At 37.4% G+C, this 13,733-nt stretch carries 10 protein-coding genes and 1 riboswitch; of the genes, 5 read left to right on the top strand and 5 right to left on the bottom strand.

The genetic code is table 11. From position 1 onward, the window contains the following. Positions 1 to 98: 98 nt before the first annotated feature. From cydA to LMD38_RS00755, 3 genes are all read left to right on the top strand, one after another. Entirely contained in the window at positions 99 to 1,454 is a 1,356-nt protein-coding gene (gene cydA, locus LMD38_RS00765; protein WP_000381964.1) for a cytochrome ubiquinol oxidase subunit I, read from the top strand. After that, a complete protein-coding gene (locus LMD38_RS00760; protein ID WP_098925484.1) occupies positions 1,447 to 2,472 on the top strand; it encodes a cytochrome d ubiquinol oxidase subunit II in 1,026 nt (341 codons plus the stop codon). Before cydA ends, LMD38_RS00760 begins: the two co-directional genes overlap by 8 nt. A 409-nt stretch (positions 2,473 to 2,881) precedes the next feature. Continuing rightward, complete coding sequence (locus LMD38_RS00755; RefSeq protein WP_000021133.1) at positions 2,882 to 4,240, top strand: arsenic transporter; 1,359 nt, start codon at positions 2,882 to 2,884, stop codon at positions 4,238 to 4,240. A gap of 152 nt (positions 4,241 to 4,392) precedes the next feature. Here the strand turns inward: LMD38_RS00755 and thiC are convergent, their stop codons facing one another. From thiC to lldP, 3 genes are all read right to left on the bottom strand, one after another. Beyond that, complete coding sequence (gene thiC / locus LMD38_RS00750; RefSeq protein WP_228920133.1) at positions 4,393 to 6,153, bottom strand: phosphomethylpyrimidine synthase ThiC; 1,761 nt, start codon at positions 6,151 to 6,153, stop codon at positions 4,393 to 4,395. A 113-nt stretch (positions 6,154 to 6,266) separates the two neighbouring features. Then, positions 6,267 to 6,382: riboswitch (TPP riboswitch) on the bottom strand. 73 nt (positions 6,383 to 6,455) lie between these two features. Continuing rightward, positions 6,456 to 7,676 carry a Fic family protein gene (locus LMD38_RS00745; protein WP_228920131.1) on the bottom strand — a complete coding sequence of 407 codons (1,221 nt, stop codon included), beginning with the start codon at positions 7,674 to 7,676 and terminating at the stop codon, positions 6,456 to 6,458. A 176-nt stretch (positions 7,677 to 7,852) separates the two neighbouring features. Further along, complete coding sequence (gene lldP, locus LMD38_RS00740) at positions 7,853 to 9,511, bottom strand: L-lactate permease (protein WP_228920129.1); 1,659 nt, start codon at positions 9,509 to 9,511, stop codon at positions 7,853 to 7,855. Between the two features lie 297 nt (positions 9,512 to 9,808). Between lldP and LMD38_RS00735 the strand changes: the two genes are divergently transcribed. Beyond that, entirely contained in the window at positions 9,809 to 10,126 is a 318-nt protein-coding gene (locus tag LMD38_RS00735) for a magnetosome magnetite crystal formation protein family (protein ID WP_061529301.1), read from the top strand. A gap of 69 nt (positions 10,127 to 10,195) precedes the next feature. Here LMD38_RS00735 and LMD38_RS00730 read toward each other — a convergent pair whose 3' ends face one another. Both LMD38_RS00730 and LMD38_RS00725 read right to left on the bottom strand, forming a co-directional pair. After that, positions 10,196 to 10,687 (bottom strand): metal-binding protein, encoded by a 492-nt coding sequence (locus tag LMD38_RS00730; RefSeq protein WP_001139083.1) that lies wholly within the window; start codon positions 10,685 to 10,687, stop codon positions 10,196 to 10,198. 50 nt (positions 10,688 to 10,737) lie between these two features. Continuing rightward, the gene (locus LMD38_RS00725; RefSeq protein ID WP_016718950.1) at positions 10,738 to 11,103 is read right to left on the bottom strand and encodes a YkvA family protein; all 366 of its coding nucleotides are present in this window, start codon (positions 11,101 to 11,103) and stop codon (positions 10,738 to 10,740) included. Positions 11,104 to 11,648: 545 nt separating this feature from the next. On the opposite strand from LMD38_RS00725, the gene LMD38_RS00720 reads away from it, so the two are divergent. Continuing rightward, positions 11,649 to 13,577 (top strand): LTA synthase family protein, encoded by a 1,929-nt coding sequence (locus LMD38_RS00720; RefSeq protein WP_016718951.1) that lies wholly within the window; start codon positions 11,649 to 11,651, stop codon positions 13,575 to 13,577. Positions 13,578 to 13,733 lie beyond the last annotated feature (156 nt).

Raw genomic sequence — 13,733 nt, 5'->3', positions numbered from 1 at the left:
ATCCACTTTTTAAATACATATATATTTTTGGAAGTTTTTTTGAATAAATCTTCCAATTCAATCAGAAAATAATGGCAAAAAAGAAGAGGAGTTTACATATGGATACGGTAACATTAGCAAGAGCATTTTTCGGTTCTTCACTAGCATTCCACATTATCTTCGCAACACTTGGTGTCGGACTTTCATTAATGATTTTTATAAGTGAAATACTCTACCACTGGAAGAAAGATTCCGACTACGCCATTATGGCGAAAAGATGGACAAAGGCCTTTGCCATCCTTCTTGGTGTAGCAATTCCAACGGGAACAATCGTTGGTGTGCAAATCTCACTGCTTTGGCCTGGTTTTGCCAAAATTGTTGGGCAGGTTATTTCTGTGCCCTTTCAAATTGAGATTTTCGCCTTCTTTTTAGAGGCTTTGTTCATGTCCATTTATGTATATGCAGCTGACAAACTACCTCCATTCATGAGATTAATCTCGCTATTCTTCGTCATGATTGGTGCCACGGCATCTGCCGTGCTTATTACATCGGCAAATACATGGATGAATACACCCGCGGGCTTTTCAATGGGGCCAGATGGATCCGTTTTTAACGTTGATCCGTGGAAAGCTTTCTTTAATCCGAGTTTTGGCACGAGCGCATTCCACGTTGTGATTACAGCCTACGCAACTGGAGCTGCCGTCATTGCCTCTATCGCCGGATTTAAATTATTAAAGAAGAATGTAAGTGAACGTGAAGTGGCATATCATAAAAAAGGACTACTGTTAGGACTCGTCGTGACATTTATTACAGGCGCTACGATGTGGCTTTCGGGACACGAATCGGCAATTGCTTTACATAAGCATTCCCCTGAAAAACTGGCATCTGCTGAAGCTTTATTTGAAACGACATCACATGCACCGTTATCAATTGGCGGCGTTGTAGATCCTAACACACTTGAACTAAACTACGCACTAGAAATTCCGAACATGCTTAGCCTACTAGTAGGACTAGACCCTAGCACTGTCGTAAAAGGACTAAAGGAATTTCCACAAGAAACATGGCCACCATTTTACACGCATACACTGTTCAATTTAATGGTCGGCACTGCTGCCTTTACCTTTGCAGTTGCAGCAATTGCCCTCTTATATTGGTACTTTGTTTACCGAAAAAAAGGAACAGAGCTACCGAAGTGGCTTCTTTGGGGAGCTGCCGCATGTGGACCAGTTATGATGCTCGGCATTGAATTTGGGTGGATTTTCAGCTGTAGCGGTCGTCAGCCATGGACCATTTACGGTATGCAACGTACAGTCGACGCTTCTACACGCGCTGATTTTGTCGGTCCTTTATTTATTCTATTCATCATTTTATATATTGGACTCGGTATTTTAACAGTTTTCGTATTACGGACATTCTTTAAGAAACATCCGCTTACAAATGATTTACATCACGAAGGAGGCGATTCTCGTGCATGAGGAAAGTATTGCAATCATCATCTTATGGGCTCTTATTTTCGTATACAGTATATTAGGGTCCATCGATTTTGGAGCAGGTTTTTGGGGCATGGTATACGCAAAACATCCAACGCTCGCTGCCAAGCTTGCCAACCGATACTTATCACCGACTTGGGAAGTAACAAATACATTTCTCGTCTTTGTCGTTGTCGCTTTTCTCGGTTTCTTTCCGAAAGCCGCTTTCACCCTTGCGACAGTCATGTTCGTACCAGTTATGTTAATTTTAATACTCATTGCAATTCGCAGTACATTCATGGTATTTGCTTACTCTGTGCCAAAATATCAGTACCTCCTTCGGGTTATTTCAGGTATTACTGGGCTCTTAATTCCAGCCTTATTAATTACCGTTTTACCTGTTACAGAGGGGGCTTATATTACAATGTCTGAGGGAAAAGAAGTACTCCTGTATGGAAAACTTCTTTCTAGCCCGGTGATCTACTGTTATATGCTCTTTGGGCTAACTTCGGAATTATTTCTTTCCTCCCTCTTTCTTGCTGATTTTGCGAGAGAGCAAGGTTCAGAAGATTCGTATAGAATTTATAGAAGAAACGCCATCATCCTTGGTCCTGCAACACTCGTTACGGCGATTATCGCCCTCGTTGTAATGGATCCGGAAACACACTGGCTTATGCAAGGGCTCATAAAGCAATTCCCGTGGTTTACAGTTTCTATCGTTTTATTCGTTATCGGGTACTCTTCTCTTTGGTGGACAAACAAGAAGTATGGCACACTAGGATACCCTCGCATTGCCGTTTTAGCAGTCATCGCTCAATATGCATTTGCAAGTTATGCTTACGGCGTTGCACATTTACCGTATATTATTTATCCTGATGTAACTGTATTTACAAGTTTTACAACGGTCGAAACATTCTATGCATTGCTTATTCTATATGCAATTGGGATTGCAATTTTATTACCAGGATTTATTTTCTTCTGGAATTTATTCTTGAAGGATCGAACTTTTTTGAAAGAAAAATAATATTGTAGGGCCTGTTCCAAAAGGTATTTTGGGATGGGCTCCTTTTGTCATGTTTTGTCGATAAGTCGATATAATTTAAAAATCGCTGATATATTTTGAGTTGCACTGATATATTTCAATAATCGCCGATATATTTTGAGTTGCGCTGATATATTTCAATAATCGCCGATATATCTCCATAATCACCTATGTAAATTTTATTTACTATCTTACTGCCCCATTAATTTCTAGACTCCTCTCACAATAGTTATTTCACTAAGAGAGATACTTGCCCCATAACTTGAAAAACACATATTCATTGCACTCCGTTATACGTCTAGTTCTTCTTATTTTTTGCTGAATATACTACCAATACAAACCTTAAGACAAGCTACATTGCTTTGAGGAAAAGTAGAAAGGTAGGTAAAATATGAGCATTGAAATATGGATTACTATTATTGTATTCTTCTTAACGATGATTGTTATCTTTTGGCGACCTCGTGGTTTAAATGAGGCGTGGCCGGCAGCAATTGGCGCTGGCATTATCCTGATTACTGGACTTGTATCAAAACCAGACGTCATGGACATTATTAGTAAAATTGGCGGTGCCTCCATAACAATATTAGCGACCATCGTTATGGCGGTTATATTAGAAAGCTTCGGCTTCTTCCACTGGTCCGCAGCGAAACTTGCAAACTTAGCAAAAGGCTCCGGGCGCCGCTTATACTGGTATATTCAATTATTATGTTTTCTTATGACTCTTTTATTTAATAACGACGGTAGTATTTTAATTACAACGCCAATTTTAATTCTTCTCCTAAAAAATCTTCAATTAAAACCGCATCAACAAATCCCTTATTTATTAAGCGGTGCTTTAATCGCTACTGCATCTAGTGCACCAATTGGTGTAAGTAATATCGTAAACTTAATCGCATTAAATATCGTGAATATGACTCTTTATATGCATACTGCTATGATGTTTGTACCTGCAACATTAGGACTATTGTTTATGTCATGGCTTATGTATACGGTTTTGAAGAAAAAACTTCCGAAAAAATTGCCTGTTTCTTCATATGATATTGAAGAAATATTCTTCACGAAAAACTTTCATCCGTTAAAAGGAAAAAATTCAGTTGATACGAAGCAAAAACGGACAAGGTTCATGCTAAAAGTATTAGGCTTCGTCTTCCTTATGCGCTGTCTTCTATTCGTTGCATCCTTCTTATCCATCCCAATCGAGATTGTTGCCGTACTCGGTTCACTCGTTCTTCTCATCTGGAGATGGTACTACTTACGAACGAACCCTGTCGATATTTTGAAAAAGACACCTTGGCACATTTTAATTTTTGCTTTCTCTATGTATGTCATTATTTACGGACTTCACAACGCAGGATTAACAGCAGCACTTGTCCAATGGCTTGAACCAGTTGTAAATCAGCATCTACTTTATGCTAGCTTTACAATGGGCGGACTCGTTTCCCTCCTCTCCAACGTCTTCAATAATCACCCTGCACTTATGATTGGTACAATCACATTAACAGAAATGGGACTAGACCCAATCACTTTAAAAACGATTTACCTCGCAAACATTATTGGTAGTGACATCGGTTCACTACTATTACCAATCGGTACGCTAGCTTCCCTCATTTGGATGTATATCCTGAAACAAAACAAAATTAAAGTAAAATGGAAAGACTATTTAAGTGTATCCCTTATTGTTATCCCGCTCACAACAGTCGTCACATTATTCCTCTTATTCTATTGGGTACATCTCTTCTTCGCCTTATAAAGTGAAACTTTAATCAGTGAGGGGTCTCACTGCCCGCAAATAGCAGGATAAACAACAGAAGCCCGCTTTGCTACCGTCTTAGCAAAGCGGGCTTCTTCTATATTTAAGTTAGGTACTACAGTGTGATCAATCAAGTAAAGAGGTGTAACGTGTTATTGGTATAAATGACTACCCGTTTCTTTAAATTCTTTCGCTTTCTCTTCCATTCCTTTTTCAATTGCTTCTGTCGTTTCTAAATCATTTTCTTTTGCATATTCACGAATATCATGTGAAATTCTCATACTACAAAACTTCGGTCCACACATGGAACAGAAATGAGCCGTTTTCGCACCTTCTGCTGGCAATGTTTCATCGTGATACTCCATTGCACGTTCAGGATCTAAAGATAAATTAAATTGATCGCGCCAACGGAATTCAAAACGAGCTTTTGAAAGTGCATCATCACGCTGATGAGCCGTTTTGTGCCCTTTCGCCAGATCAGCTGCATGCGCAGCGATTTTGTACGTAATAACACCTTCGCGTACATCATCTTTATTCGGCAAACCTAAATGTTCTTTCGGCGTTACATAACAAAGCATCGCTGTTCCAAACCAGCCAATCATCGCAGCTCCAATTGCGGATGTAATATGGTCATAACCTGGTGCAATATCTGTCGTTAACGGCCCAAGTGTATAGAATGGCGCCCCCTGACAAATATCAAGCTCTTTCTCCATATTTTCTTTAATTAAATGCATCGGTACATGCCCAGGCCCTTCAATCATAACTTGCACATCATGTTTCCAAGCAATCTTCGTTAATTCACCAAGTGTTTCAAGCTCAGAGAACTGCGCTTCGTCATTTGCATCTGCAATCGAACCTGGACGTAATCCATCTCCAAGAGAGAACGAAACATCATACTGCTTCATAATTTCACAAATCTCTTCAAAATGAGTGTATAGGAAGTTTTCTTTATGATGGAATAAACACCACTGCGCCATAATTGAACCACCACGCGAAACGATACCTGTCGTACGCTTTGCAGTAATGGGAATGTAACGAAGTAATACACCAGCGTGAATCGTAAAGTAATCTACGCCTTGCTCCGCTTGCTCAATTAACGTATCACGATACACTTCCCACGTTAAATCTTCTGCAATTCCGTTTACCTTTTCAAGAGCTTGATAGATTGGTACAGTTCCAACTGGTACAGGCGCGTTACGAATAATCCACTCACGTGTCGTATGAATGTTTTTACCTGTAGATAAATCCATAATTGTATCTGCACCCCAGCGAGTAGCCCACGTCATCTTCTCTACTTCTTCTGCAATAGAAGAAGATACAGCAGAGTTTCCGATATTTGCATTAACCTTCACGTGGAAATTACGTCCGATAATCATCGGCTCTGCTTCAGGATGGTTAATATTCGCTGGTAAAATAGCGCGACCTTCCGCAATTTCCTTACGAACAAACTCCGGCTCTACTCCTTCACGAATCGCAACATATTCCATCTCAGACGTAATGATGCCATTACGTGCATAATGCATTTGCGTAACATTTGCACCTTGCTTCGCTCTAAGCGGTTTGCGATCCATCTGCGGGAAAACAGGTGTATGTTTTGAAGCCACCTTCACACCGTCATCCTCTGGTTTCACTTCGCGCCCTTCGTATGCTTCTACATCCCCGCGCTCTAGAATCCAAGAGTGGCGCGGCGCCTGCAACCCCTTTTCTAACTCCACTTTATACTCTGGATCCGTATAAGGACCGCTCGTATCATACACACGAATTGGCGGATTCGGAACGCCGTTTGTATCGCTTTGTTCAATCTCACGCATCGGCACCTTCATACCTTCGCGTGGTCCATCCACATACACTTTCTTACTTCCTGGTAAACTCGATTTCAATTCAATTTGCTCAGCTGAAACAGACTGTTTCATAACCTTTGTTGCCCCCCTGTACGTGACAAGGACGAGATATGGCCAGCGTATGCCAAAATAAAAAGAGCCAGGTCCATAAAAAAATAAGGACCTGGCTCATAAAAGACATCATTATGTAAAGCCGTTAACTTCCCTACGCTGGTACGAGCCAGATCAGGTCCAAAGGGTTAAGAAGTTCACGCGCTTCTCTCTCAGCCTACGCATACGTTAGGCACCCCTAGTTTATCACTGATTTAATTTTCAATACTTTCTCATCATACACGATAATCTGAAAAATGAAAACTGATTAATTTTCGATTTAACTAAAGTTGATCTGATAATCTACTACTTAACGTAACTTTTACTGGATTATTCTTCGTGTTTATAACTAAATTTTGTTCTCTTAGTTGCTTCAAAGATTTATCAACTTTATACTTTGTCACATCTAACCCCTTAATCAATACAGATTTCTCAATTCCTTCTCCTTCTAAGCCAAAAATATAGTCTTGACCAATGACAAAAAGAATATCCTGACACAGAGAATCTAATTCTTCAAGTTCGTTTATCAATTGATGCAATTGACCTATTTTTTCAACCCTTTCCGCTAAATCTTCCAATATGTCTTCTTGTGCTTGATACACAATAGAAAAAAATGTTTGGCAGAAAAACGTTAATTCACCTTTATTTAAGTGATTATTGCTCTCATTAAAAATATCATAATAATACTGCTTCAACTTATTAGTCGAATAGGATAAAGTAAGTGCTGTTAATTGATCTAATTCCTCTTTTAAATACATACTAGCAATATACCTGGAGGTACGCCCGTTCCCATCATAAAAAGGATGTATATATCCAAAATAATAATGTGTTACTGCAATTTTGTATAACATCGGTGCATTATATTCATTTAAATATTTTATTAAGTCTTTTAATGAATTTTGTATAAGTATCTCCGGGTAGACTCCCTTATGGATCACTTTTTGAGTAGAAGTTACTACATCTACTGGTCCCCTTCTAAACATTTCTCCATCTAATTGATCTTCTTCTTTTATTTCATCTTTTACTAGGGAGTCATATATTTCTTTAATTTGTTCTAAGCTAGTAATTTTACTATTTTTATCCGAAAGCAATTTAAAATACGAATTTACCAAGCTCAAATGTCTAACCTTTTTTTGAGTTTTTGTTGCTTTTTTTTCTCTTACAGCCATCGCATCAGTCATTTCAGCCCTGGTACTTTGTACACCTTCAATTTCATTAGTACTTATTAATTCATCTACTAACTTTGCTTGAATATATTGTCTAATTGCAATAGGAGGTAATTTATCGGCAACAAATTGAATTTCATTACTTTGTTTAATAATTTGTTCATGAAGAATATCTAATTCCATGTGATTGACATAGAAGCACTCAAACTCATCGCTACTTTTTAGTGGCTTAATTCTAAAAGGAAGCCTTACAGTTCCATAACTATTAATACGCTTTTCGTATTCTGCTTGATAATCAGAAGAGTCCTTATAATAAATCTTAGATAACCTTTCATACATATTACTCACTCCTCCATTATATTATCGTTCCAAAAATCTATATCCATACATAATTTTATTTTTAAGAATCATTTTATATACAAAGAGTTAAAATTTCAATGTTTTTTAACTCTTTGTATATAAATAAAAACAAGCGATTCATTTAAAATCGCTTGTTTTTATTTATAATATTCCACTTACGGAATCATCCAAGTTAAATAATAAGCCTGAACATAAGTCATAATCCCCACAATTATTACGAAGAACAAACTATGCTTTACTGTAAACCGGAATAAATCTGATTCTTTCCCAGCAAGTCCAACTGCTGCACAAGCAATGGCAATCGATTGTGGAGAAATCATTTTTCCGGTTACACCGCCCGTTGTATTCGCTGCAACGAGGAGTACTTCAGATACACCGACTTGCTGCGCTGTAATTGCTTGTAAATTTGAGAATAATGCATTCGCTGACGTATCAGACCCTGTTAAGAATACGCCAATCCATCCTAAGAATGGTGAGAAGAACGGGAATAGTCCGCCAGTTCCTGCTAGTGCCAATGCTAGTGTAGAAGATAGCCCAGAATAGTTTGCGATAAATGCAAATCCTAATACAAATCCAATAGATAAAATTGGCATTTTAAGTTCACTTAAAGTTTCTTTAAATGTTACCACTGCATCTTTTACACTCATTTTCAAAATCAGCATGGAAATGAGACAAGCAATTAAAATTGCTGTTCCCGTTGCTGATAATACATCAAACTTCAAAATTGCCTCGTAAGGAGTCGCTTTATTTACAATAGGCTCTGCTTTCATTACTAAATTGTGCAAGCCTGGAATTTCAAACTTAAATACAAGACTTTCTAACGCGCCTCCTGGAGCAAATAATGCTTTAAAGAAACTTTGACTCCAAATGACTACCATAACCGTTAATACGATAAATGGAGACCATGCCTTTACTACTTTTCCCAATGTTAATTTTGGCATCGATGCCGCTGTTGTTGCAGCTGCTTCTCTATTTGCTTGCCCAGATTGATAAATTTCTTTCGGTTGCCATACTTTTAAGAACAGCGCTAAACTAACTAAACTTACAAGTGCCGACGTAATATCCGGAAGTTCTGGCCCTAAGAATGTCGCTGTTATGAACTGCGTAATTGCAAATGAGCTACCTGCTACAAGTAAAGCAGGCCACGTTTGTCTTACTCCTTTCAACCCGTCCATTAAAAATACGATAAAGAATGGAACAAATAATGATAAGAACGGTAATTGATGTCCAGCCATTTGTCCAATTTTATGTGGATCAATACCTGTTACTTGTCCAGCAACTGTAATCGGAATACCCATCGCTCCGAACGCTACTGGTGCTGTGTTTGCAATTAAACAAAGACCTGCTGCATATAAAGGATTTAACCCAAGACCTGCAAGAAGCGCTGCCGTAATCGCTACTGGTGCACCAAATCCCGCTGCCCCTTCTAAAAATGCTCCGAATGAAAAACCGATTAAAATAACGAGTAAACGATGGTCATTCGTAATGGATAATACAGATGCACGAATCACATCGAATTGACCTGTTTTCACAGATATTTTATATAAAAATACCGACATAATGATAATCCAAGCAATTGGCCATAATCCGTATAAGAAACCATATCCGGTCGCTGCCATCGCCATTGTGAACGGCATCTTATAAGCGAATAATGCCACTAAAATTGTAAGTACAACTGTAATAAATCCTGCCACATACCCCTTCATGCGGAAAACTGCTAAAGCTAAGAAAAAAAAGATAATCGGAATAAGTGCTACCGCTGCCGAAATCCAAATGTTTCCGAACGGATCATAAACTTGTGTCCATGTGTTCATTGTTCTCTCCCCCTAAAGAATCCCCTTTTAAGTAGAATAACCTCATCAATAGACTATCAGGTCATCATACCTTTAAACCTAAAAATAAAAAAACGTTTAAGAAAACGTTTTCAACAACTTTCTTTTATACTGTACCATAACAATTTCCATTTAAAAAGATTTTTTTGAAAATTTTATTATTTAACGAAAAAATCTTACAAAATCGTCATGTTCTTGTAATGTTCATCGATAGAAGGCTCGCTAACTTTCCTGCATAATAAAGGTATAACAACGGATATTATTTATGAGGTGATATATATGAACGGAAACAAAATATTAGCAGCTTTATCATACTTTAGTGTATTATTTGCCCCTATCTTATTCCCGATTATTGTGTGGATTGTGGGAGACGCGGAAACGAAACCACATGCAAAACGTGCTCTATGGACACACATTATCCCAAGTATTGCTACATTCATTGGCATGATTATTTTAGGAGTTATGGGTCTTGGATCTGATCAACCGGATGTAACACTGGGCATCGGTACAATGATTGTCTTATGTATTTGCGGAATCATTAGCTTATACTACTTCATTTGGAACATCGTGAAAGGTATAAAAGTACTGAAAGCTTAATTTCCTTTTTAAACAAACGTTTGATTAAAAAAGAAAAACCGTCCCAAAATACCTTTTTGGGACGGTTTTTTATCTTCTGCGTTTCTTCTTTTTTCTCATCATTTTCTTACGGCGCGTATTCACTTTATCCGCTATAATGTGAAGCGTGCTTGCCACAACAATTCCCATTACGAACGTTACAATTTCAACCTCATGTTCCTTCGCCATTTCTATTAAATTCCCGTCAAGCGCGATTACATTTAATAGGAATAAAAACGGAGAAAACACAATTAACATGTATGCAATGCGAATTACATCACCAAGTATAATTGTGTGTGTAAAAAAGGAACGATGCGGCATCACCTTCTTATACGGATACCAAAATATACGCAGGAATCCCCATTTATTATACGCATTACTATACGTATCTAAATCCGGTGTTAAAAATGTAGTACCTACTAAAAAGCCAATTGCAAAAGTTAATAAAAAATCAAAATTTGTTAGTCCATACGAAAAGAGCATAAACAAAACAACCGGAAGGGATATTAAGTTTATTTTCGTATGCGTTCTTCCTGATGGCATAATGCACTTCCTCGCTTACGTTCGCCCTGTCACCATGTGACAGTTCTTACCTATTGATCTAATTTCTGATCGATAAAGGATGTGTCTATATCCGAACCAAACCATTCTGCCAACTTCATTCGTGCCTTATCTTTTACATCATCATCGACGTATAGCGACGCTTGTAATAGCGCAGCCATTAACGCCCCTAAATCATCCGTATAACCAATTCCAGCAACGAAATCTGGAATCGCATCAATCGGTGCAATAAAATAAGCAAGTGCTCCAATTACAATAATTTTCACTCGTTTTGGAACATCTGGTTTCTGCAAAACGTAAAACAACAATAAACTTGCATAAATGACTGACTGCCCTGCCTGCTTTGCGACATGTTTTACTTTCTTCCAAAATGCTTCAACTGAAAATTTTTGCTCCATGTAAAAGCCTCCCTATTTTTTAAAAGAAATAAGCTACAATATGTTTTCAGTAAAAGTTCATCAAATTTACACATAATCTATCAATGAACTTTCATTGTAACAAACAAACCCAAAAAGAACAAGTGTTCGTTAATTTTTACATACTTCCCTTCATATAATAGGTTTCTAGATAACCACTTACCCATTGTCATTTCTTATTTCTCAACAAGAAATTTTTCACTTTCACTTAACATTCTGCTCTACCTTTGTTATATTTTCTAGTTGACGGACATATAAACGAATGTTAAAGTTTTCTCTGGTAGTGACAAATCTTATACAAAAAATGTAAAATGTTATAGTGTTTCTCAGAAATGAATTTTGTTGTATAATACAGAAATGACGTTATGCTTATGAGTAACACAAGAAACTAAAAGGGTATGCATAGTTATAGTCGTATATGGGTGAATATAGAACCTCTAATTATGGCCAAGAAAACTATGTATTTTTTATTTTAGCATTTTTCGCTCCAAAATCGACCAAGCCTGATAGAGAAAGGGTGGAAATGAATGAAAGAAACCTTGAAATCACAATTTCAAAATGTGCGTTTCACTGCATTCGTAGCTTTAGCCTTATGGTTGAAGACATATCTTATTACACGCACAAGCTTTGATTTAAAACTTGAATCTTTCATGCAAGAATTCATTTTATTCCTGAGCCCATTAGCAGCATCATTACTGCTTGTTGGTCTTGCATTATTTGCAAAAGGGAAAAAACGTAACTATATAGCACTTGGAATTAATTTTGTCTTAACAATCGTTCTTGTTGGTAACGTAATGTTCTACGGATTCTACAATGACTTCGTTACTTTACCAGTACTAGGACAAACATCTAACTTCGGAAGTTTAGGTTCTAGTGTAAAAGAATTGTTTAACTACAAAATTATCCTTGCATTTGCTGATATTATCGTATTCTTCATTTTATTGAAGAAGATGAAGAATTTTGCACCGACAGAACGTGTAGCACGCCCAATGCGTTCCCTATACTTCGTGTCAACAATTGCTATTTTCTTCGCAAACTTAGGATTGGCAGAAGCTGAGCGTCCAGAACTATTAACACGTTCATTCGACCGCGTTATGCTTGTTAAAAACTTAGGTTTATATGTACACCAAGTATATGATCTTGGCTTACAAGCAAAATCAAGTTCACAAAAAGCATTTGCTGACGGCAGTAAGTTACAGGAAACAGAGAACTACGTAAAAACAACGCAAAGCAAACCAGATCCAAATATGTTTGGTACTGCAAAAGGGAAGAACGTAATCGTTGTCTCTCTTGAGTCATTACAAACATTCTTAATCGGTGCAACAGTTAACGGACAAGAAGTTACACCATTCTTAAACCAATTTACGAAAGAAAGTTATTACTTTGATAACTTCTTCCATCAAACTGGGCAAGGAAAAACATCTGATGCTGAATTCTTAGTAGATACTTCAATGTATCCACTAGACCGTGGTGCTGTATTCTTCACACACGGTAACAACGAATATACAGCAACTCCAGAAATTTTACGTCAGCAAGGATACTACACTGCAGTATTCCACGCAAACAACGCAACATTCTGGAACCGTAACATTATGTATCCGGCACTTGGTTATGATCGTTACTACAACGAGCTTGACTATAAGATTACGCCAGAAACGAAATTAAACTGGGGATTAAAAGATATCGAGTACTTTGATCAATCTATCGATATGTTAAAACAAGTGAAGCAACCGTTCTATACTCGCTTCCTTACTTTAACAAACCATTACCCATTCACTTATGATGACAATACAAAATTAATTGACGAATACAATTCTGGTGATGGCGTATTTGACCGTTACATGGTAACAGCTCGCTACTTAGACGAAGCAATGAAACACTTTATTGAGCGTCTAAAAGCAGAAGGTATTTACGACAACTCAGTTATCGTATTCTACGGTGACCACTACGGTATTTCTGAAAACCATAACCGTGCAATGGCACAGTTCTTAGGAAAAGAAGAAATTACTGCATTTGACCATATGAACTTACAAAAAACACCGATGTTTATTCACGTTCCAGGTCAAAAAGAAGGTAAAACAATTTCAAAACCAACTGGTGAAATTGACATTAAACCAACTATTCTAAACTTACTTGGTGTAGACTCTACGAATGACGTTCGATTCGGTCATGACGTATTCTCACCTGATAATAAAGGATTCGTTGTTCTTCGTGATGGTAGCTTCGTTACAGATAAGTACATGTACACGAACAGTACATTCTACGACCGTGCTACTGGCGAAGTTGTACAACTGCCAAAAGAAGAATCTCAACCACTTATTGATCGTGCCCAAAATGAATTGAACATGTCTGACAAAATCATTGAGGGTGACTTACTTCGCTTCTCTGAAAGCAACAAGATCAAAACTGGTGAAGTAAAGACAGCTATTAAAGAAGAAAAGAAGAGCGCTGAGTAATCTCAGCCTCTTTTTTTATATTCCTCCATACAATTACTTATATTCATTAACTTTAACTTTAACATTACATAACCTTTACCAAATATTCACATAGAATTAATGAAGTATCTCTATAATAAAATATGTAAACGAGGTTCTATATATTTCTTATCTCTC

It is taken from the genome of Bacillus pacificus, from assembly GCF_020861345.1.
Classification (GTDB): Bacteria; Bacillota; Bacilli; order Bacillales; family Bacillaceae_G; genus Bacillus_A; species Bacillus_A pacificus.
The sequence above is the reverse complement of the archived record's forward strand: the minus strand, read 5'-3'. Positions and strand labels throughout refer to the sequence as shown.